Source organism: Gordonia paraffinivorans, from assembly GCF_900683595.1.
In the GTDB taxonomy this organism is placed as follows: Bacteria; Actinomycetota; Actinomycetes; order Mycobacteriales; family Mycobacteriaceae; genus Gordonia; species Gordonia paraffinivorans.
In genome coordinates this window covers 1098731-1118606 of record NZ_CAACYD010000006.1, presented here as the reverse complement: position 1 = coordinate 1118606, position 19876 = coordinate 1098731, and the positions used below count along the sequence as shown (strand labels likewise).

The window sequence follows — 19876 nt, the reverse complement described above, 5'->3', positions numbered from 1 at the left end:
GCGCGGGCCGCCATCGGGCGCCCGCGCCGGGTTTCTTCGTGCTCCGGGCTTCTCAGATCCCGGCCGGCGGCTCGTGCCGGCCATGGGGAGTGTTGTCGCGCAATGCGTTGTCGCGCAATGCGCTCTCGCCGTCCCGAGTCTTGCCGCGGGGCCGCACGTCGGGGTCGAGGCGGTCGGCCTCGGCGAGCTTGCGCTCCACTTCCTCCCGGGTCTCGGAGGCCACTCCCTGATGTGAGCGGGCATCTTCGCCCAGACGACGGGCCTCGGCGGCCTTGGCGTCGGCCTCGGCCTGCACCTGACGGGCTCGCGCGTCCGCTTCGTCCGCGACCGCCTCGCGTTTGCGCAGCTCAGAGGCCTTTTCGGTCGCGGTCTCGCGAATCTGATGGGCCTTCGATCGTCTGGCTTCCTGTTGGCGGCGCATCAGCATCAGCGCGACGGCAAGCAGGATCAGCACGACGACCACGCCGACGACGATCCAGATCGCGGTATCCATTTCGGGCCTCCTCGGGGCGGGGATCGGGATGAGATCGCATACCCAAAAGGCGGGGCTCCGAATCTGCTGCACCCCCACGCTGGGTTTCCAGGGACTCCGGACCACGTGACGCAGCAGTCAGGCGTAATCTGCGACGAATGATCCAATCCGCGGTTCGCAACATCGACCATCCCGATCAACCGCCGGTGCCCCGTAGCCGAATCGTCATCGCCTCGATGGTCGGTACGAGTATCGAGTTCTTCGATTTCTACATCTACGCCACCGCCGCGGTCCTCGTCTTCCCGAAACTGTTCTTCCCGTCCGGCGACGACACCGCCGCGCTGTTGTCGTCGTTCGCGACCTTCGGTCTCGCCTTCGTCGCGCGACCGATCGGCTCGGTTCTGTTCGGCCACTTCGGTGATCGGATCGGGCGCAAGGCGACGCTCGTCGGCTCACTGCTCACGATGGGTATAGCCACCTTCATCATCGGCCTGCTGCCGACCTTCGACCAGGTCGGATATCTGGCGCCGGCGTTGCTGGCGTTGATGCGCTTCTGCCAGGGTCTCGGACTCGGCGGAGAATGGTCCGGCGCAGCGCTTCTCGCGACCGAGACCGCCGAGAAGGGCAAGCGGGCGTGGGCGGCGATGTGGCCCCAACTCGGTGCGCCGATCGGCTTCTTCTTCGCCAACGGCTTGTTCCTGCTGCTGATCTACACCCTCGACTTCGACGCCAAGACCTCGCCCGCCGACCACGCGTTCCTCACCTGGGGCTGGCGAATCCCGTTCCTGGCCAGCGCGATCATCGTCATCGTCGGCCTCTACGTGCGCCTCAAGCTCACCGAGACCCCGGTCTTCGCGAAGGCGGTGCAGGAGGGCAAGAAGGTCAAGGCGCCGCTGGCCGAGGTCGTCCGCAGCAGCTGGCGCCAGCTGATCGCCGGAACATTCATCATGGTCGCCACGTACACGCTATTCTACATCGTCACCACGTGGATCGTCTCCTACGGCACCGGCAAGGTGAGCGACGCGTCCGGCGAGAAGCTCTCGTTCAGCTACTCCGACTTCCTGGAGCTGCAGATCCTGGCGGTGTTGTTCTTCGCCGTGTTCGTCATGGTCTCGGGACGGATGGCCGATCGATTCGGGCGGCGCGCCTTCCTCCTCGTGGTGACCGCGCTGATCATCGTCTTCGGCCTCTGCTTCAAGTGGATCCTCGACCCGTCGACGATGAACAACGGCGTCATGCTGCTGTTCCTGATCCTCGGCATGACCCTGATGGGCCTCACGTTCGGCCCGATGAGCGCGATCCTGCCGGAGCTGTTCCCGACCAACGTCCGCTACACCGGTTCCGGCATCTCCTACAACGTCTCGTCGATCATCGGCGCGGCGGTCGCCCCCTTCATCGCGACGTGGATCGTGGCCGACTTCGGCGTCGGCTGGGTGGGCGTCTACCTGGCGGTCGCGGCGTGCACGACGTTCACCGCATTGCTGAGCGTGCGCGAGACCAAGACGGTGGACCTCACGCAGATCTGATCGGCTCCGTTCGGAGCCGGACCGTCGGGCGCCCGGCGTACCGTCGGACGCGTGAGGCTGATCGAAGTGGTGCAGACGTCGGCCGACGTCGCGCGCGATCGGTCCCGCACGCGCAAGACCGAGGTGCTGGCCGGGCTGCTCGGCGGTGCCGGCGACGCCGAACTCCCGATCGTCGTCGCCTGGCTCTCGGGTGAGATCCCCCAGGGTCGGCTCGGCGTCGGATGGCGCTCGCTGTCGAAGGCGGCGCCCGTCCCGGCGTCCGAGCCTTCCCTCGAGGTGGCGCAGGTGGATGCCGCGTTCTCGGCGCTCGCGTCGGCGAACGGACCGGGTTCCACGCGGCGACGCGCCGACATCCTCGCGTCGATGTTCGGCGCCGCGACCGAACCGGAGCAGAGGTTCCTCGTCGCACTCCTCACCGGGGAACTGCGGCAGGGTGCGCTCGCGGGAGTGATGACCGACGCCATCGCGAAGGCGAACGGGCAGGCGCTCACCGCCGTCCGCCGGGCCCACATGCTCACCGGGTCGCTGCCGGAGACCGCGGCGCTGGCCCGCGCCGGAGCCGATGCGCTCTCCGGGGTGGGACTCGAGGTGGGGCGCGCGGTCGCGCCGATGCTCGCGACCCCGGCCGACGATCTCGACGCGGCGCTGGGACTGCTCGGCCCGGACCTCGTCGTCGACTACAAGCTCGACGGCGCCCGCATCCAGGTGCATCGCAACGGCGACGAGATCGCGGTGTACACCCGCACCCTGCGCGAGGTCACCGCCAACGTGCCCGATCTGGTCGAGGTCGTCGCAAGACTGCCGTGCGACTCGGTCATCCTCGACGGCGAGACGCTGATGCTCGCCGACGACGGTCGCCCGCGTTCCTTCCAGGACACGATGAGCCGGTTCGGGTCCGGGCCCACCGCCGCCGACGACGCCGAACGACTGCTGAAGCCGTTTTTCTTCGACTGCCTGCACCTCGACGGCGACGACCTCATCGACCGTCCGCTGAGCGATCGCCTCGCCGCGATCGATTCCATCGCACCGCATCTGCGGATCCCCGCGGTCACCAGACCCACCCCGGAGGAGGCCCGGCGCCACTTCGACGCCGCACTCGCCGACGGTCACGAGGGCGTGATGGTCAAGTCCCTCGACGGCCGCTACGTCGCGGGTCGTCGCGGAAAGGCCTGGCAGAAGGTCAAACCCACGCACACCTTCGACCTGGTGGTGCTGGCCGCCGAGTGGGGGTCGGGTCGCCGCACCGGCTGGTTGTCGAATCTGCATCTGGGCGCGCGTGATCCGGACACCGGTGAGGCCATCATGGTCGGCAAGACGTTCAAGGGCCTCACCGACGAACTCCTGCAGTGGCAGACAGCGGAGTTCCCGAAGCACGAGACCCGCCGTGACTCCCACACCGTGTACCTACGGCCGGAGATCGTCGTCGAGATCGAACTCGATGGCGCCCAGCGTAGTTCGCGCTACCCGGGCGGCGTGGCACTGCGATTCGCCCGTGTCGTGCGGTACCGGCCGGACAAGACGCCCGCCCAGGCAGACAGCATCGAGGCGATCCGCGCGCTCCTGAAGTGAAGCAGTCGGCGAGACGCGATTCGGGTGGAGGAATGTCGTACCTCCAGCCGATAGTCATCGGTCTCCGGCGAGTCTAGCCTCGCGCTTTCACGCTGAATTCGTGTCGTGAATAAAGAATGGTGCCCTGAACTGGGATGATTGAACTTGCGAAGGTATCAATCGGACCAGATCGAGGAGCACCATTCAGGTGAGCAAGTCTACGTCGCCGTACCCCACGCTGTCTGCAGATGGCACCGGAACCGGGGTCGTGTCGCACGCCGGCGCCGCGGTGTTACTCCGGGCTGCGGAGAAAACGGGTCTGACCAGCCGATTATCCGAGGCGTTGGCGCCGTGGCGCAAACCTTTGGCGACTCATGATCCGGGCAAGATCATCTCGGACCTGGCCGTGGCGGTCGCGATCGGTGGCGACTGTTTGGCCGACATCAACCAGTTACGCGCCGACCCGGCGGTGTTCGGTCAGGTCGCCTCTGATCCGACGGTGTCGCGCCTGATCTCGACGTTGGCCGATGATGCGCCGGCGGCGCTGTCGGCGATTGCGACCGCGCGTGCTGCCGCGCGGGCAGCGTGCTGGTCAGCAGCCGGTGCCACTGCTCCCGACCATGACGCCGACGTCGCTGACCCGGTGATCGTCGACCTCGACGCCACTTTGGTGACCGCGCACTCGGAGAAACAGGATGCGGCACCAACCTACAAGCGGGGGTTCGGTTTTCACCCGCTGTGTGCGTTCGTCGATCACGGCAGCGACGGCACCGGCGAACCCCTAGCGATCGAGTTGCGCCCGGGTAATGCTGGTGCCAATACCGCTGCCGATCACATCGCGGTCACCGCCGCCGCACTCGAGCAGCTACCGCACGTGGCGGGCTATCGGGTTGGCAAGTCGGTGCTGGTGCGCACCGACTCGGCCGGCGGCACCCACGAGTTCGTCGACTACCTCACCCGACGACGCCTGGCGTACTCGGTCGGGTTCGGGCTCACCGAAGCGACCGCAACCGCGATCGACCGGATCAGTCCCGAGGCCTGGACCCCGGCCTACGACGCCGAGGGCATCGAGCGCGACGGGGCGTGGGTGGCCGAGTTGACCGGGCTGATCGACCTATCGGGCTGGCCCGAAGGCATGCGAGTGATCGTGCGCAAGGAGCGCCCGCATCCAGGTGCGCAGCTACGCTTCACCGATCGTGATGGGTTGCGGGTGACCGCGTTCGCCACCAACACCGTTCGTGGCCAACTCGCCGATCTGGAACTGCGTCACCGGCGACGCGCACGCTGCGAGGACCGGGTCCGCACGGCGAAAGACTGTGGCCTGACCAATCTTCCGTTGCACGGATTCGATCAGAACCGCATCTGGTGTGCCATCGTGATGCTCGCTTGCGAGCTGATCGCCTGGACCCAGCTGCTGGCCTTCGCTGATCATCCCGCTCGCCGGTGGGAACCCAAACGACTGCGCCACCGCGTGTTCTCGATCGCCGCCAAGATCAGCCGCCACGCCCGCCGAACCCGGTTGAAGCTTGCCGCCCACGCACCACATGTTGGACTGCTGCTCGACGGGATCTCAAGACTCGCAGCACTTCCCGCACCTGCCTGACATCAAGCCAACCTGACCTCTGATCCAGAAAGGACGTTCCACCTCGGGGCCGTGAACCCCGACGCCCACCGACGCGTCGGGCACCTCTCACGGCCTACGCCCGGAGATCCGGTCCTCAGACCACCCACCCGGGCCACCCAACAGACGACCGCCACCTCACGAAAGATCGAGGCTAGGCTCGAGAGTGCTCCAGGTTCAGCGCAGTTGAGGAAGAGCGCTTCCTATTTGGTGCGAAGTGCCGGGCATTTCTTTGGTCCATTGGCTGAAAAAGAGAAACAAGGGTATTTGTGAAACGCGTTGCCGTGGTTGCCCTCCTGGGTGTGCTAGCTCTTTTCGCTCCGACGATGGCCACTGCGAAGGCCGCGTCGGACCCTGTGTACGTCAATTACGAGGGTGACTGGGCCGGCTATGTGACCCTGAACGGGGCAAGCCTGAACAGTCGAGAGATGACAGTCGATGTCACGATTCAGGCCACCAAGGGGCGGATACCGGTGAACCCGCTGTACTTCATCGCGAAAGCACCCGACGGAACCACGTAGGAGTACTCGTGGACGGGGGACAGCACGTTGCACTCCGGCGAGCTGCCTGCCGGGCAGAAGACCCGGGGTACCGTCGTCCTCGATGTGGCCGGTGGCCCGGAGCCGAACCAGGTGATCTACGAAGGCCCGCTGGGTGAGCAACTCGCCAGTTGGACGATCAGATGGAAGAAGGCCGCGCCGAAAACCACGCCAGAGCGTTCCGCGCCCTTCGGGTCGACAGGCTCCTAGCCTTCAGCGGCGGACACGCGGCAGATCCCCGATAGATCACCTCGATCCATCGGGGATCTGCCGTCTGAGACGACAGTGCGTGGACGCTGGCGCGGGCGCTCTCAGCCCAGCGTCAGCTGCGCGACGGGCGGGCTCGTCGGATGTTCGCTGCCGCCCGGCGGTTCGACGGTGAAGGCCAGTGCGTCCACGGCGTTGATCCCGGAAAGCACGGCGGTGGTCACCGGCTCGACGTCGTCGGCCGACATGGTGCCCGCCGAGCGCGTCCCGGCGGGACCGACGAGCCACATCTGGTAAACCGTCCCGGGTGCGGGCGGGGGAACCGAGTTCATCACCAGCACAGCGGTGTCCGCGGACGGCGCGAGGTAGACGGTTGCGCTGCCGGTGGCGACCTGCGCACTCGTCGAGCGCAGGTCCTCGGCGGAGAACACGCGTTCGGCCGGTGACGCCGTCGGCGGGGGAGCGGCCGGGTCGTCGGCGGCCGACAGGCCGACCGCCCACCCGACGGCGCCGATCGCCACCGCGGCGACGGCCGCCGCCGTCAGGAACGTGAGACGTCGCGAGGGTCGCGATCGCCTGCTCGCGAGGTCTGCCGGGCGTACATCGTCGAGCGACCCGATCGCAGGAGATCCGCCGGTGGGACGTCCCATCGAGGCCGCTTCGACGGCACCGATCGGCGGAAGCGGCGGGGCGTCCGCTGCGGCCGGCCGGGGCCCGGTCAGACCCGCCTCGGCCTGCGCTGCGGCGAGCACCCGGCCGCGCAACGAGGGCGGCGCCGGTGTGGCCGTCACGGCGCTGACCGCGGCCATCGCCTCCCGGGTGGCGCGGACCTGGCGCGCGAACAGCTCGCGCACCTCGTCGTCGGCCGCGGCGAGGCGGGCCTCGATGTCGCGGAGTTCGTCGTCGGAGGCTGCGTCGAGTCCCACCACCGGGGCGAGCTCGAGCAATTCGGCGGCCTCGGGATCGAGATGCTCACTCATCACGCCCCTCCTGCCGTTGTCGTACTGCGTTCACCTGCTGCTGCTGTCCTCGCGGTGGACAGCGCCGGACAGTGCTGTCTCGATGCATGTGGTTCGGACCCGACGCCCGTCCGGATGGCCGCCCGGGTGGACGCTGGGCCGTGACCGGGAGGGGGTCAGTAGCGCGGCGGGGCGGCAGCGGCCATCGGCTGGTCGGTCGGGACGATCTCCGCGCCGAGCGGCAGCAGGGACACCGGGACCATCTTGAAGCTCGCGATGCCGAGGGGGATGCCGATGATCGTGAGGCACATGGCGAGACCGGTGGTGATGTGTCCGATCGCCAGCCACAGACCGGCCACGACGATCCAGATGATGTTGCCGATGAGTGACGGCGTGCCCGCCGACGGCTTGCGGACCACCGTGCGGCCGAATGGCCACAGGGCGTAGTTGGCCATGCGGAACGACGCGATGCCGAACGGGATGGTGATGACGAGGATGCAGCAGATGATCCCGGCGACGACATAGCCGATCGCCATCCACAGGCCGCACAACAGCAACCAGATGACGTTGAGGATGGTCTTCATCCGTCCATTGTCGCCCGTCGAGGCCTTCGGCGGGCTGTGTGCGCCATTACATCTCGTGCACCTTTGTGACGAGCATCGATCTGGGAAACGTGCTGGTCACGCGCCTACCATGGTGGTATGACGATTCAGTCGGAACGGACACGGGAAGCAGTGTGGTCGGTGGCCACCGCACTGGTCCTCGTCGTGCGCGTCGTGGCGACGATCGCCCTCGTGCTGCTCGTTCTCGGCTGGGCCGCGGCAGCGGTCCGCGACTCGATCGTCAACGACTACTTCTGGCCTGTGATCGGCGCCGGCGCGGGGCTGCTGGTGTCCACCTACGTCTACAGCCTCCTGCGCGTCCGGTACCCGCGGCGCAACGGCTGGATTCCGTGACGGGCCGTCGCCTCATGTGAGGCGACCCAGTCTCGCCAGTAGCCGCGTCTGGCGATCGGCGCCGGCGGGGACGTCGATCCTCCGGCAGACCCCCTCGGCATAGAGAGCATCGCCGAATCCGTCGGCCGCGCTCTCCATCTCGGTCAGCTCGTCCTCGGTGAACCGGTGCGCGATCCCGGCGGCGGCGGCGATGTCCCAGCGGTGGGCGATCATGTCGAACCCGTAGAAGCGGCACAGTGTCTCGCCGATGGTCGTCGGCCCGAAGTGGCCGTCGTAGCGTCGCCGGCCGACGCCCGGATCGGTGAGTCGAGCGGCGACGGCGTCGCGGTGGGTCCGCCAGGCGCCGGCCGGGTCGTCGAGCGGCGGGGCCGTACCGAGGTCGATGCCGTGGCCGTCGAGGAACTGTCGTTGCGTCTCGATGACGTGTCCGACGACGTCGCGTGCGGTCCAGCCCTCACACGGCGAGGCGTTGTCCCAGGCGTCGGCGGGCAGGCTCTCGATCACCGCGGAGAACCCGTCGGCGTAGCGGTTGTAGCGGTCGAGCAGTGGTGTGTTGTCGGTTGTCGTGGTCATGATGAGAGTCAACCGCCGTGGGACGGGATGGGGATTGATGAAACCCGACAATCCGGGGAGCGCGCGCGTCGACGACGTCGAACGCGCTCATCTCGTGGACCCTCGCGACGCCACCTACCGGATCGGCCGCTGGGGGCCGGGCCCCGATCTCGCGGACGTGGTCCGGCGGTTCTGGGTGCCGGTGTGGTCGGTGCCGCCGGGGTCGGAGTCGCCGCAACGAGTCCTGCAGTACCCGGTCTGCCTGATGATCGTCACCGACACCTACGCCCGCTTCTACGGTGTGGCCACCGGACTGTCGGAGACGGTCCTCACCGGTGACGGGTGGGGCGTGGGCGTGATGCTCACCCCGGGCGCGGGCGGATTGCTGGTCGGCGACGTCGGCCGGTGGACCGACCGGCACGACGAGCTGTCGGTGGTCTTCGGCGACGCCGGCGCCGACCTCGCCCGCCGGGTGCGTGCGGTGATGGACGACGATCCGCTCGACGAGTCGGTCCAGCGGGAGGCGACCGGTCTCGTCGAGGCCTGGTTGCGCGGGTACCTGCCGATGGACGACGACGGGCACCTCGTCAACGCGATCGTCGACCGGGTCGAGCACGACTCGTCGGTGACCGCGGTCTCGCAGATCTGCGACGGCTTCCACCTCACCGAGCGCAGCCTGCAGCGGCTCACCCGACGCCGCCTCGGCCTCACCCCGAAGTGGCTGATCCAGCGTCGACGCCTCCACGAGGCGGCCGAGCGGCTCCGCGAGCCCGGGGACACGCTCGCCGCGCTGGCGGCCGAACTCGGCTACGCCGACGAGGCGCACCTCGGCCGCGACTTCAAGGCCGTCACGGGGATGACCCCGCGTGAGTTCTCCGGACGGTTCGGCTAGCGCACCCGCGGCCCTCTCGCGTCACCCGAAACGTCCGATTGTTGCCGGAATCACACGTGGCCAGGCAGAATCGTCCCCATATGAACAGCGACGGAGGGCGCATGACAGACGCGACTGCAGTGGCGACGCGTATCCGTCGTGCGTACGAGGAGTTCCTCTCGGGAAACATGCCTCCCACCGATGCGGTCCGGTCGATCGTGCGCGAGTCCTGGGCGCGCTCTCTCAGCCGGGGCGTCGACCCCTCCGACGTCCACCAGGTCGACGAGCTGCCGTCGGGCGTCACCGTGCCGGCCATGTCCGCCGAGGAGTTCGCCGAGTACCGGGCGGCCCATCCGATCACCGCGGTGCGGCCGCTGGTGCAGTCGCTCATGGTCGACGCGATCGCCGACACCGGTGTGGTGGTGGCGCTCACCGACCAGGTGGGACGGCTGCTGTGGGTCGAGGGTGACTCGGACGCGCGCGACAAGGCCGGGCACATCAACTTCGTCGAGGGGTCGGTCTGGGCCGAGGAGGTCGTCGGCACCAACGCGCCCGGACTCGCGCTCGCCGTCGACCGCGGTGTGCAGGTCGTGGGTCCCGAGCACTTCGCCGGACCGGTGCAGGAATGGTCCTGCGCCGCGGCCCCGGTCCACGACCCGTTCACCGGTCACGTCATCGGCGTCATCGACGTGACCGGCGGCCGCGAGGTCGCCGCGCCCTTCGCGCTCGCCGCCGTCCGTTCCGTCGTCGCCGCCGTCGAACGTGAACTGCAATCGGGCGCAGTTGATCTCGCCGATCCGTCGGTGTTCTCGCTCGGCGGTCCGCGCACCAGTGCGGCACATTTCTCGGTCCTCGGCGACGGCCCGCACCGCTGGCGGCGCACCACCGACCCGTCGAGCGCGCGCACCCTGTCGCCGCGTCACGCGGAGATCCTGGTCCTGCTGCAGGCCTTCCCGGAAGGGCTCAACACCGAGCAGCTCGCGCTCAAGCTGGCCGAGGACGGACTCGACCCGGTCAGCGTGCGGGCCGAGATCTCGCGGCTGCGGCGAGACCTCGGTGCCGACGTCCTCGCCAGCCGTCCCTATCGCCTCACGCTCGACGTGTCGTCGGACCTCCAGGACATCCGGACCCGCATCGAATCGGGCACCGACCTGGCGAGCGTGGTCGACGAGGTGGGCCGCGGCGGGCTCCTGGCCGAGTCGACCGCCCCGGGCATCGTGGAGATCTTCGAAGAGCTGCGCGAGGACCTGCGGTCGCGGCTCATCGCGAGCGGCGACGTCGCCGCGCTGCGTAAGTGGACGTCGTCGGTGCATGGTCGCGACGACCTCGTCGCCTGGCGCCGGCTGGAGCATCGCCTCCCGGTCGGACACCCCGACCGCCCCCTCGCCGGAGGTCGCATCAGGTTGCTCGACAAGCGCTACGGGCTCTGAAAGGCCCAGGTCATCGCGCGTTGCATTCGTTGCAACCCATGTGCAACGAATGCACCCCTACCGTGTGCAACAGATCACATCGGAACGCCAGGGTGTCCGGTGTGACATGTACAGGCGGCCCCTGAGGCCCACACGCAAGGAGTGACCATGACCGTCTACGCAAAGCCGGGTGCCGAAGGCTCGGTGATGAGCTACGAGTCGCGCTACGACAACTGGATCGGCGGCCAGTGGACCCCGCCGGTGAAGGGTCAGTACTTCGAGAACACCTCGCCGGTCGACGGCAAGGTCTTCTGCGAGGTCGCGCGATCGACCGCAGAGGACATCGACCTCGCCCTCGACGCCGCCCACAAGGCCGCACCCGCCTGGGGCAAGACCTCCGTCGCCGAGCGCTCCCTCGCGCTGCTGCGCATCGCCGACCGCATGGAGGAGAACCTCGAGAAGCTCGCCGTCGCCGAGACCTGGGACAACGGCAAGGCCGTCCGCGAGACCCTCGCCGCCGACATCCCCCTCGCGATCGACCACTTCCGCTACTTCGCGGGTGCGCTGCGTGCGCAGGAGGGCTCGATCTCCGAGATCGACGAGGACACCGTCGCCTACCACTTCCACGAGCCGCTCGGCGTCGTCGGCCAGATCATCCCGTGGAACTTCCCGATCCTGATGGCCGTCTGGAAGCTGGCCCCGGCCCTCGCCGCCGGCAACGCGGTGGTCCTCAAGCCGGCCGAGCAGACCCCGGCGTCGATCCTCTACCTGGTCAGCCTGATCAGCGACCTGCTGCCCGCGGGTGTCCTCAACGTCGTCAACGGCTTCGGCGTCGAGGCGGGCAAGCCGCTCGCCTCGAGCAACCGCATCCGCAAGATCGCGTTCACCGGTGAGACCACCACCGGCCGCCTGATCATGCAGTACGCGTCGGAGAACCTCATCCCGGTCACCCTCGAGCTCGGCGGCAAGAGCCCGAACATCTTCTTCAACGACGTCATGGCGGCCGACGACGGCTTCCTCGACCGTGCGCTGGAGGGCTTCTCGATGTTCGCGCTCAACCAGGGCGAGGTGTGCACCTGCCCGAGCCGCGCGCTGATCCAGCAGGACATCTACGACGAGTTCATCGCCAAGGCCGTCGACCGCGTCTCGAAGATCAAGCAGGGCAACCCGCTCGACACCGACACCATGATGGGTGCCCAGGCGTCGAACGACCAGTTCGAGAAGATCACCTCCTACCTGGCCATCGGCAAGGAAGAGGGCGCCGAGGTCCTCATCGGCGGCGAACCGGCCGATCTCGGCGGCGACCTGTCCGGCGGCTACTACATCAAGCCGACGGTGTTCCAGGGCAACAACAAGATGCGCATCTTCCAGGAGGAGATCTTCGGCCCGGTCCTCGCGGTCACCACCTTCAAGGACTTCGCCGACGCGATGCACATCGCCAACGACACCCTCTACGGCCTCGGTGCCGGCGTGTGGAGCCGCGACGGCTCGACCGCCTACCGCGCCGGTCGTGAGATCCAGGCCGGTCGTGTGTGGACCAACACCTACCACGACTACCCGGCTCACGCGGCCTTCGGCGGCTACAAGCAGTCCGGCATCGGCCGCGAGACCCACCTGATGATGCTCGAGCACTACCAGCAGACCAAGAACCTCCTGGTCGGCTACGCTCAGAACGCGAAGGGCTTCTTCTGAGCCACTCATCAAGTCACAGAAGGTGATTGAGAATGACCACCGAACGCAACGCCGTTGATCGGGTGGTCGCCACAGACGCCGCCGTGCAGCTCCTGACCAAATTGTCGGAGCTGCACGGCGGACTCATGATCCACCAGTCCGGTGGATGCTGTGACGGCTCGGCCCCCATGTGTTACCCCGTGGGGGACTACCGGGTCGGCCAACGCGACGTCCTCGTCGGCGAGATCGAGCTGCCGGAACCACTTCCGGCGGTCCGCGTCTGGATCAACGGCGACCAGTTCGAGCTGTGGAAGCACACGCAGTTGATCCTCGACGTCGTGAAGGGCCGGGGTGCCGGGTTCAGCCTCGAAGCGCCCGAGGGCGTGCGGTTCCTGTCCCGGTCCCGCGTGTTCGACGAGCAGGAAAATGCCTGGTTGGACGCTTGTCCGCCGCGGCGGGGTGCGGATATCGAGTGATTAACCCCCCATTTCTGGGGACAGATCCATCACTTTACGAAATGGTGGATCTGTCCCTTTTTTGATGTGTTATTGCAGATAGTGCACGGTTACTATGTGCAGCACGCGCGGGTGGTACGACGCTATTTCCTCTGTTACGTTCGCTGAATCCCGACGAATTGAATATCAGACGACACCATCAGCCGAAATGAATGTGGAGGCAGGACTTCGTATGAATCGAAATACCATTCGCGTGACCACCGTTGGAGCCGCCCTGGGGGTGGCAGCGATCTTCGCACCGGCGGCCGCCTCTGCGGCACCGGGGGACTGGGTGTCGCCGACGAACTGCGCCAAGGTGGCGACCCCGTCGAACCCTGCCGGCTGGGGAAATACCTTCCCGGATGAGGCGGGTCGGGCCGGCGAGATCGTCACGACCACTGTCGTGGACGACGACGGCTCGCTCGAATTCAACACGACCGAAGAGTTGAAGAGGAAGGCGTCTTATCACGAGGCAGGCGGACTCCCGCTCGCCGAACTGGTCGACAAGAAGGGGGGGGCGACCGTCGGCTCACCTTCCAGAAGTCTGAAGGCCAGGCCAACTGGCAGATCCGCGTCACCGGCGCGAACACCGGCTCCGGGGACGGTTTCATGACCTTGGTGTGGGTTGCGCCCGATGCGGCAGGCACCTACGACGCCACCGACTCCGGACAGTGGTGGGCGACGCGCCCGCTGCCGAACCACCCGAACAGGCAGGACAGCCCGGGAACGCTGGAGCAACTGCTCGAAGCGGCCAACAGCGAGGGGCACACGACGGTCATCAACCACTACGGCATCTCCAGTGATCCGGGCAACGTCCAGCCGGCCAAGGTGAACGTCGACAACGTCTCCTTCAACGGCTGCACGACCAACTTCAAGGCCACCAACGACGGTGGTGGCGGTTCGCTGGAGGGCATCCTCCCGTTCTGATGACGAGACGCCACACCTGAACGCAACGGGCCCGCGACCATCCTTCTCCGGTCGCGGGCCCGTTCCTTCCGGTGATCAGTGGGCGTCCTCCACTCACCACAGGTCGTAGCTCACGTTGGCCTGCGGGTAGCCGGTGGCGACCGACGTGTTGATCCAGTACTGCTGCGAGCCCCGGCCCGAGACGCCGGTCATCGAGGTGTCGACCCCGTAGCGGAGATTGCTGATCTGGTACTCGGCGGTCGGACCGCCGAGGCCGATCCGGTAGGTGGCGCCGACGTCGAGATGGCCGCTGAGCGGGGCGGCGGCAGAGACGATCTCCGTGGCACCGGGGTACAGGACCTGCGCCGGCCCGTTGACCCATTCGCCACCCGCTGCGCTCGAACCGACCAGGTATTCGGGCTTGTCGGTGTGGTTGGAGATCGTCATCGTGACGGTCGGTTCGCCGGGTCGGACGATCGGCATGGTGCCTGCGTGTGCCGCGCCGGCGGCGCCGAATGCGACTCCGGCGACACCGAGGGCGCCGATGGTTCCGGCTGCGATGCGGGTGGCGATCTTCTTCATGGTGGTCTCCGATCTCTTGCGGGGCGGCCCGTGGGCCGGGGGTGAAGGTTTCTCGGTGTTCCGGGCTGTCCCGGTGACACCAATGACCTTCCTCCGACAACGGCCGCCCCGGATTCCGCCGACGGGATGATGGGCCGGGGGAATCGCGTGTCCACCGATCGGTGGACCCGGCCGGGTGGTGCGCACGGAAAGGCACCCCCGGGAAGCGCCCTCACGGGCGAAGCGGATGACGATACGAGTCGACGCTGCCGGTGCGGGTGGAAATCGGAGGTGCTTTTCCGTCAGCAATCATTCCGCGATCGCGGGATTTCTGGGTTGATATGTTTTGTCACCCAAACGAACCGCCGAAAGGGCGATTAGTCCCGTATTTTCGGCGATAACGGAGAATACGGACCGAACCGGCCGGGACAATGGTGGAGGCAGGCAATCGTATGAACCGCGACGTCGTTCGGGTTGCCACCGTGGGGGTGGCATTCGGGGTCGCAGCACTGTTCGCGCCTGCATCCGCGTCGGCGGCACCGGTGTCGCCGACGAATTGTGCGGAGGTCGCGACACCGGCGTTCCGGGAGAGAACGGATTCATGACGCTGGTGTGGTCTGCGCCCTCCACCGCCGGGAAAGCCGATGCCACGAACTCGACCTCGTGGCGGGCGACCCGAGACCTTCCGGGGTACACGCGCAACACGTACACCACTCTCGAGGACGCGAAGGCGGGCAGCGACACGGTGATCGACTGCTACGGGATCTCCAGCAATCCGGGCGAGAACAACCTGCCGGGCCGGGTGAACGTGGACAGCATCAGCTTCAACGGCTGCACCACCGACTTCAAGGCGACCGGCGGTGGTGGGGGTGGCGGCGGTTCGCTGGAGAACGTGCTGCCGTCCTGACGACGGGCGAGAAGAGCCGAACGCGGCCGGGCCCGCGACCGACGTGTGGTCGCGGGCCCGGCCGTTTCCGGTGGTCAGCAGGCATCATCCTCCACTCACCACTGGTCGAAACAGACGTTTGCCTGGGGGAAGCCGGTGTCGATCTTGCTGTTGATCCAGTACCGCTGGGCGTGGCGCCCAGAGATCCCGGTCATGGCGGTGTTGGTGCCGGCCCGGTGGTTGTTCACCTGGTACCGGGCGATGGGGCCGTCGTCGCCGATGCGGTACATGGCGTTGACGTCGAGGCGGCCGCTCAGAGGGGCGGTGGCGGTGATGGTCTGGGACGCGCCGGGGTAGAGGACCTTGGCCGGGGCGTTCACCCACTCGCCGCCGGCCGCGCTCGAGCCGATCAGGTACTCGGGCTGATTGGTGTGGTTGGTGATCGTCATCGCCACGGTCGGTTCGCCGGGGCGGACGATCGGCATGGTGCCGGCGTGGGCTGCGCCGGCGGCGCCGAGGGCGAGTCCGGCGATCCCGAGGATGCCGATGGTTCCGAGGGCGAGGCGGGATGCGATCTTCATGGTGTTCTCCGACTCTCCGGGTGGATTCTGTTCTGGGATCTGGTGTTCCGGGCTCTCCCGGCGACACCACTGACTCTCCTCGGAGAACGCCTGCCCCGGACTCCGCCGCCGGGGTGATGCACCGGTGGAATCGCGCATCCACCGATCGGTGGACATGGCCGGGTAGCGAGCACGGAGAACCGCCCGTGGGATGTGTCCGCCTTGTGTGCGAAGCGGATGGCGACACGGCATCGGCGCCCCTGGTGAGGGGCGAGGTCAGGGGCGCCTGTCCGCCCGCCTGCGTATCAGCGCCCGCCCCTGCAGGACGATCACCCAGACCGCGAGGGTGAGGAGACAGACGGCGATCGGCGTGACGATTCGACCCTCTTTGCGGTTGTGTCTGCGTTGGGCCCAGAGGTCCGCCAGTTGCCCGTCGGAGGGCCAGGACTCCCGGTCCGTCCGCAGGTCGGGGAGGAGCGTCTCGGAGTGGCTGCGGCCGGCCCGCTTGTGCAGGCACAGGTCGTCGACACCCATGGGATCGCCGCCACACTGGTCGGGCTCGAACCACATGTCGAGGGCGAAGTACAGCCCGACGAGCGAGCCGACCAGGAACAGCGCGGACGAGAGCAGCGCCTTCGGACCGAGAAGCCGGCGATCGTCCACCACCCATGTGCCGCCCAAATCCGACCCGCCTCTACTCGCGTGACGCCGAGCAGACCCTACGGCATCCGTTGCGACATCGGCCGCGAAGAACTCACAGCCTCCGTGCCGGCATCTCGACGATCGCCGCGAGACCGCCGGTAGGACGGTTCTCCAGGCGCATCCGGCCGCCGAGGCCCTCGATGCGAACCCGGCGGGACGCCAGGCCGATATGGCCCGACGCCTGACGCCGCTGCAGCAGATCCTCCACGTCGACGTCTCCGGGCAGGCCGACGCCGTCGTCGAGGACGACCAGCCGCGCGACGCTGTCCTCGAATTCGGCGGTGACCTCCGCGTTCTCGGCTCCGGCGTGCTTGATCACGTTGGTGAGCAGCTCGCGGGCGGTGGCGAACAGCAGCGAGTCCGCGGAGGTGCGCAGGTCCGACGGCCAGGCGGCGGTGTCGACGGCGATCGTGGGTGCCCCCGCGCGGTTGCCGTACGAGGACGAGAGGTCGGTGAGGGCGACGGCGAGGCCGGCCTGTTCGAGGACCGCCGGATGCAGCTCGCTCAGCGTCGTCCGAAGCAACCGGGCCGACTCGCGCAAGGCGCCGTCGACACGGTCGAGGGTCTCCTCGTCGGCCGAATCACGCAGTGTCGCAAGCTCCTGTCGCGCGGCGAGAATGTACTGCAACGCGCCGTCGTGGAGACTCTCGGCGAGGTTGCCGCGCTCGCGTTCCTCGATCGTCATCGTCTCGTCGAGCAGTTGCGCCCGCTCGGCGGCGAGTGAGCCGATGGTGATGACCCGGGAGCGGTTGAGCTGCGCCAGCAGGACCGCGCCGACCGCGAGCGCCGCGATGACCAGGACCCGCAGCACCACGACCGACCACGGCTCGCCGTTGGCCTCCCGGGACAACGCGGTCGAGACCGCATAGACGACGACCGTCGCGGCGACGACCAGCGCGCACAGCCGCGGTTGCAGCGACACCGCCGCGATCATCGGCATCAGGGCGAACCCGGCGATCAGCGCGTTGATCGTCCAGCTGACGTCGTTCGACATGCTCGCGATGACCGCCAGGATCGTCATCAGCAGCAGGTCGACGGGCAGCCCGACCCACGACCATCGCACCGCGAATCGCGCGTGGCGCATCACCGCCCAGCAACCCGCGATACACCATGCGGCGTACAGGATTCCGGTGACGACGCTGACGGCCATCGCCGAATTGGGCGGGTCGAGGCAGACGGTGAGCAGGACGAACGCGGCGAGGAAGACCCGCAGCAGGGCCTGGATGCGAACGCCGCGCACCGCGTGTTCGACGAGGATCCGATGGATGCGCGGCTCGTCGGCAAACCTCCCGAAGCCGAGATAGACGGTCAGACCGGCGATCTCGAGATCGGAGTTGCGGGCCACGCGGTCACTCGAGGAGCCCACGACGCATCGCCTCCGCCACCGCCGCGGCCCGGTCGGAGACGCTGAGCTTCTCGTAGAGCCGCTGGGTGTGGGGTCTTCACGGTCGCCGCGCCGATGTAGAGCTCGGCCGCGATCTGCGGGATCGACCGTCCGCGAGCGAAACCCGTCAGCACCTGCCGCTCGCGTTCGCTCAGGACGGGGGCGTCGGGCTGCGTGCGGGTGCGGATCTCGCCGGCCAGCGCCGAGGCGAGCGCGGCCGGGACGACCGTCTCGCCCTTGGCCACCCGGGTCACCGCGCCGACGATCTCGTCGCGGTCGGAGTCCTTCGGCAGGTAGCCGGCCGCGCCTTCCTGCAGCGCGCGGAACACGATCGGGCCGTCGGTGATCGCTGACAGCAGCAACACGCGGGTCGGCAACTCGTCACGGGTGACCGCGTGCGCCAGTTCGACGCCGGTCATGCCGGGCATCTGATGGTCGACGACCGCGACGTCGGGGTGCTCCCGGCGGATCAGCTCCAGCCCCGACGCGCCGTCGGAGGCCTCGCCGACCACCCGGATGCGTCCGCTCTGCGTGAAGCCGCGCGACACCCCATCCCGGAAGAACGGGTGGTCGTCGACGACGACCACGGTCACCAGTGAATCCATCGTCTGAGGATACGGCGGCTCGCGTTGCCGGGCAGAGGGTTTTCGGCGCGGACGCCTCAGCCGCCGGCACGCTCCGGCGCCGTCACCGTGATGAAGCGGGCCGCGGTCTCGACCGCGTGCCGCGCCTCCGAGGACAACCGCGGCATCAGCTGGAAGACGTGCCCCTGGTCCGGCCACGCCTGCAGGACCGAAAGCCCTCCGGCCGAGGTGATCTCGCCGTGCAGGGCCCGGGCGTCGGCACCCATGACCTCCAGGGCGCCGTACTGGATGAGCGTCTTGGGCAGTGTCATGTCGGGACGGAGACGGACCCGCATGCGCGGGTGGTCGGCCTCGGCCGTGCGGGTGTAGAGGCTCAGGATCTTGCGTGCCGACACCGCGTTGATGATCGGATCGCGCACCCCGCCGAGCTGGTTCTGCACGGCCAGCTCGAAGGTCGGGTCGTACAGCGGGGAGAATAGGACTATCGAACCGGGCTGCGGCGTGCCCGTGCAGTGGTTGACGTACAGCAGGTCGAGGGCGAGGTGCCCGCCCGCGGAGTCCCCGGCGATGACGATGTCCTCGGCGCGATATCCCTGTTCGAGCAGCCAGCGGTAACCGCGGATGGTGTCGTTTCCCGCGCAGGGCCACGGATACTCCGGCGCGAGACGATAATCGAGGCTGAACGCGGGGACCTCGGCGAGATTGCCGATCCGCGCGACGAGTCCGCGGTGTGTTCGCGGGGAGCACACGACGTATCCGCTGCCGTGGAGGTAGTAGACGATCCGCTCGCCGGGTCGGGGTTGCGGGGCGCGCCGGCCGACCACCCACTCGCCCCGCACCTGGCCGCCGCGGAACGACTCCCGGACGGGCTGCACGCGCGTCTCTCGGGGCGGGGGACCGAGCCGCTCGATGGTCCGGTTGAGGCCGGGCCGGGCCCGCTGGATCATCTGCGCGGTGATGCGTGGATGGCTGCGGCCCGCCGCGGCCATCAGCGGCCACGTCGCGCGGGTGAGGTAGGCGTTGACCGCCCGGGATCGGCGGGAACCGCGCGGGTCGACCCCGAGCGGTCCGAACGGCAGGTCGGCTCCGGATCGCGGGTCGGGGACACCGGCGGGCGCACCGCCGGCCATCGAGGTGACGCTCATCACTCCGACGGTAGCCGCGGGTGATGTCCGATGTGTCTGATCACCCGGGACGACACCGGACTGCGACCGGACCGGTACCCGAGAACCTCGCCCTCGCGACCCCGACACCGCGGTCGCGGGTTCGGTCGCGGCCGCCGCGGGAGATCGCCGAAGGGCGCGGACTCCTACCTTGCCGCGGACATATGCAGGGCGTCCGCACACGCCGGATCGGCCCTTGACGTGCAGAATCGTGGCGATTGTGCTAGCCGGATTTCGAGAGTGGACCCCCCACGTGGAAAAATGGCCCACAATGCTCATGCGGTTGCCCGCAGGCGCTCTGTCCA

Annotated in this window: 21 protein-coding genes and 1 pseudogene; 12 read left to right on the top strand and 10 right to left on the bottom strand. The window is 68.1% G+C overall.

The genetic code is table 11. The features are described 5' to 3' along the window. Positions 1–52: 52 nt before the first annotated feature. On the bottom strand, positions 53–493 hold the full coding sequence (locus E1P53_RS12075) for a hypothetical protein (protein ID WP_131734422.1): 441 nt from the start codon (positions 491–493) through the stop codon (positions 53–55). 137 nt (positions 494–630) lie between these two features. Between E1P53_RS12075 and E1P53_RS12070 the strand changes: the two genes are divergently transcribed. The 4 genes from E1P53_RS12070 (at position 631) to E1P53_RS12055 (ending at position 5688) form a co-directional block, all read left to right on the top strand. Next, the gene (locus tag E1P53_RS12070) at positions 631–1998 is read left to right on the top strand and encodes an MFS transporter (RefSeq protein WP_006900307.1); all 1368 of its coding nucleotides are present in this window, start codon (positions 631–633) and stop codon (positions 1996–1998) included. A 51-nt stretch (positions 1999–2049) separates the two neighbouring features. After that, the gene (locus E1P53_RS12065; RefSeq protein WP_109237868.1) at positions 2050–3567 is read left to right on the top strand and encodes an ATP-dependent DNA ligase; all 1518 of its coding nucleotides are present in this window, start codon (positions 2050–2052) and stop codon (positions 3565–3567) included. Between the two features lie 187 nt (positions 3568–3754). Further along, entirely contained in the window at positions 3755–5149 is a 1395-nt protein-coding gene (locus E1P53_RS12060; protein ID WP_131733946.1) for an IS1380 family transposase, read from the top strand. Between the two features lie 344 nt (positions 5150–5493). Further along, positions 5494–5688: a hypothetical protein gene (locus E1P53_RS12055; protein ID WP_131734421.1), complete on the top strand. Its 195-nt coding sequence runs from the start codon at positions 5494–5496 to the stop codon at positions 5686–5688. 329 nt (positions 5689–6017) lie between these two features. Here the strand turns inward: E1P53_RS12055 and E1P53_RS12050 are convergent, their stop codons facing one another. Continuing rightward, positions 6018–6893, bottom strand: coding sequence for an anti-sigma factor (locus E1P53_RS12050; RefSeq protein ID WP_131734420.1), 876 nt, complete (start codon positions 6891–6893; stop codon positions 6018–6020). Positions 6894–7048: 155 nt separating this feature from the next. After that, the gene (locus tag E1P53_RS12045; protein WP_006901914.1) at positions 7049–7456 is read right to left on the bottom strand and encodes a YccF domain-containing protein; all 408 of its coding nucleotides are present in this window, start codon (positions 7454–7456) and stop codon (positions 7049–7051) included. 117 nt (positions 7457–7573) lie between these two features. Between E1P53_RS12045 and E1P53_RS12040 the strand changes: the two genes are divergently transcribed. Next, positions 7574–7828 (top strand): hypothetical protein, encoded by a 255-nt coding sequence (locus E1P53_RS12040; protein WP_040527366.1) that lies wholly within the window; start codon positions 7574–7576, stop codon positions 7826–7828. Between the two features lie 12 nt (positions 7829–7840). On the opposite strand, the gene E1P53_RS12035 is transcribed toward E1P53_RS12040, so the two are convergent. Next, positions 7841–8401 (bottom strand): maleylpyruvate isomerase family mycothiol-dependent enzyme, encoded by a 561-nt coding sequence (locus E1P53_RS12035; protein ID WP_040527365.1) that lies wholly within the window; start codon positions 8399–8401, stop codon positions 7841–7843. A 37-nt stretch (positions 8402–8438) separates the two neighbouring features. Here E1P53_RS12035 and E1P53_RS12030 point away from each other — a divergent pair, with 37 nt between their 5' ends. The 6 genes from E1P53_RS12030 (at position 8439) to E1P53_RS20760 (ending at position 13752) form a co-directional block, all read left to right on the top strand. Beyond that, on the top strand, positions 8439–9272 hold the full coding sequence (locus E1P53_RS12030) for a helix-turn-helix domain-containing protein (RefSeq protein WP_006901911.1): 834 nt from the start codon (positions 8439–8441) through the stop codon (positions 9270–9272). A 101-nt stretch (positions 9273–9373) separates the two neighbouring features. After that, a complete protein-coding gene (locus E1P53_RS12025) occupies positions 9374–10681 on the top strand; it encodes a GAF domain-containing protein (protein WP_006901910.1) in 1308 nt (435 codons plus the stop codon). Positions 10682–10828: 147 nt separating this feature from the next. After that, the gene (gene adh, locus E1P53_RS12020; protein WP_006901909.1) at positions 10829–12352 is read left to right on the top strand and encodes an aldehyde dehydrogenase; all 1524 of its coding nucleotides are present in this window, start codon (positions 10829–10831) and stop codon (positions 12350–12352) included. Positions 12353–12384: 32 nt separating this feature from the next. Beyond that, the gene (locus tag E1P53_RS12015) at positions 12385–12807 is read left to right on the top strand and encodes a DUF779 domain-containing protein (RefSeq protein WP_006901906.1); all 423 of its coding nucleotides are present in this window, start codon (positions 12385–12387) and stop codon (positions 12805–12807) included. 187 nt (positions 12808–12994) lie between these two features. Further along, positions 12995–13438: a hypothetical protein gene (locus tag E1P53_RS20765; protein WP_244941169.1), complete on the top strand. Its 444-nt coding sequence runs from the start codon at positions 12995–12997 to the stop codon at positions 13436–13438. Continuing rightward, positions 13435–13752 (top strand): hypothetical protein, encoded by a 318-nt coding sequence (locus E1P53_RS20760; protein WP_244941168.1) that lies wholly within the window; start codon positions 13435–13437, stop codon positions 13750–13752. The genes E1P53_RS20765 and E1P53_RS20760 overlap by 4 nt, the downstream gene beginning before the upstream one ends. Positions 13753–13845: 93 nt before the next feature. On the opposite strand, the gene E1P53_RS12005 is transcribed toward E1P53_RS20760, so the two are convergent. Then, entirely contained in the window at positions 13846–14313 is a 468-nt protein-coding gene (locus tag E1P53_RS12005; protein ID WP_131734419.1) for a hypothetical protein, read from the bottom strand. Between the two features lie 580 nt (positions 14314–14893). Here E1P53_RS12005 and E1P53_RS12000 point away from each other — a divergent pair. Then, positions 14894–15199: a hypothetical protein gene (locus E1P53_RS12000; protein WP_006901903.1), complete on the top strand. Its 306-nt coding sequence runs from the start codon at positions 14894–14896 to the stop codon at positions 15197–15199. Positions 15200–15294: 95 nt separating this feature from the next. Here the strand turns inward: E1P53_RS12000 and E1P53_RS11995 are convergent, their stop codons facing one another. The 5 genes and pseudogenes from E1P53_RS11995 to E1P53_RS11975 form a co-directional block, all read right to left on the bottom strand. Beyond that, the gene (locus tag E1P53_RS11995; RefSeq protein WP_109239044.1) at positions 15295–15759 is read right to left on the bottom strand and encodes a hypothetical protein; all 465 of its coding nucleotides are present in this window, start codon (positions 15757–15759) and stop codon (positions 15295–15297) included. 255 nt (positions 15760–16014) lie between these two features. Continuing rightward, positions 16015–16419 (bottom strand): hypothetical protein, encoded by a 405-nt coding sequence (locus tag E1P53_RS11990; RefSeq protein WP_131734418.1) that lies wholly within the window; start codon positions 16417–16419, stop codon positions 16015–16017. 73 nt (positions 16420–16492) lie between these two features. Then, positions 16493–17806 carry a sensor histidine kinase gene (locus E1P53_RS11985; protein WP_131734417.1) on the bottom strand — a complete coding sequence of 438 codons (1314 nt, stop codon included), beginning with the start codon at positions 17804–17806 and terminating at the stop codon, positions 16493–16495. After that, positions 17790–18429: pseudogene (locus E1P53_RS11980) on the bottom strand (response regulator). Before E1P53_RS11980 ends, E1P53_RS11985 begins: the two are co-directional and overlap by 17 nt. Before the next feature lie 56 nt (positions 18430–18485). After that, positions 18486–19553, bottom strand: a complete 1068-nt coding sequence (locus E1P53_RS11975) for an alpha/beta hydrolase fold domain-containing protein (RefSeq protein ID WP_131734416.1) — start codon at positions 19551–19553, stop codon at positions 18486–18488. Between the last annotated feature and the right edge of the window lie 323 nt (positions 19554–19876).

Bases quoted from the DNA above. Each gene is read 5' to 3' on its own strand.
- E1P53_RS12030 (WP_006901911.1), top strand. From the start codon at position 8,439: ATGAAACCCGACAATCCGGGGAGCGCGCGCGTCGACGACGTCGAACGC.
- E1P53_RS12025 (WP_006901910.1), top strand. From the start codon at position 9,374: ATGACAGACGCGACTGCAGTGGCGACGCGTATCCGTCGTGCGTACGAG.
- adh (WP_006901909.1), top strand. From the start codon at position 10,829: ATGACCGTCTACGCAAAGCCGGGTGCCGAAGGCTCGGTGATGAGCTAC.
- E1P53_RS12075 (WP_131734422.1), bottom strand. From the start codon at position 493: ATGGATACCGCGATCTGGATCGTCGTCGGCGTGGTCGTCGTGCTGATC.
- E1P53_RS12045 (WP_006901914.1), bottom strand. From the start codon at position 7,456: ATGAAGACCATCCTCAACGTCATCTGGTTGCTGTTGTGCGGCCTGTGG.
- E1P53_RS12005 (WP_131734419.1), bottom strand. From the start codon at position 14,313: ATGAAGAAGATCGCCACCCGCATCGCAGCCGGAACCATCGGCGCCCTC.
- E1P53_RS12050 (WP_131734420.1), bottom strand. From the start codon at position 6,893: ATGAGTGAGCATCTCGATCCCGAGGCCGCCGAATTGCTCGAGCTCGCC.
- E1P53_RS20760 (WP_244941168.1), top strand. From the start codon at position 13,435: ATGACCTTGGTGTGGGTTGCGCCCGATGCGGCAGGCACCTACGACGCC.
- E1P53_RS12055 (WP_131734421.1), top strand. From the start codon at position 5,494: ATGGCCACTGCGAAGGCCGCGTCGGACCCTGTGTACGTCAATTACGAG.
- E1P53_RS12015 (WP_006901906.1), top strand. From the start codon at position 12,385: ATGACCACCGAACGCAACGCCGTTGATCGGGTGGTCGCCACAGACGCC.
- E1P53_RS20765 (WP_244941169.1), top strand. From the start codon at position 12,995: ATGAATGTGGAGGCAGGACTTCGTATGAATCGAAATACCATTCGCGTG.
- E1P53_RS12000 (WP_006901903.1), top strand. From the start codon at position 14,894: ATGACGCTGGTGTGGTCTGCGCCCTCCACCGCCGGGAAAGCCGATGCC.
- E1P53_RS12040 (WP_040527366.1), top strand. From the start codon at position 7,574: ATGACGATTCAGTCGGAACGGACACGGGAAGCAGTGTGGTCGGTGGCC.
- E1P53_RS12070 (WP_006900307.1), top strand. From the start codon at position 631: ATGATCCAATCCGCGGTTCGCAACATCGACCATCCCGATCAACCGCCG.
- E1P53_RS11995 (WP_109239044.1), bottom strand. From the start codon at position 15,759: ATGAAGATCGCATCCCGCCTCGCCCTCGGAACCATCGGCATCCTCGGG.
- E1P53_RS11975 (WP_131734416.1), bottom strand. From the start codon at position 19,553: ATGAGCGTCACCTCGATGGCCGGCGGTGCGCCCGCCGGTGTCCCCGAC.
- E1P53_RS12035 (WP_040527365.1), bottom strand. From the start codon at position 8,401: ATGACCACGACAACCGACAACACACCACTGCTCGACCGCTACAACCGC.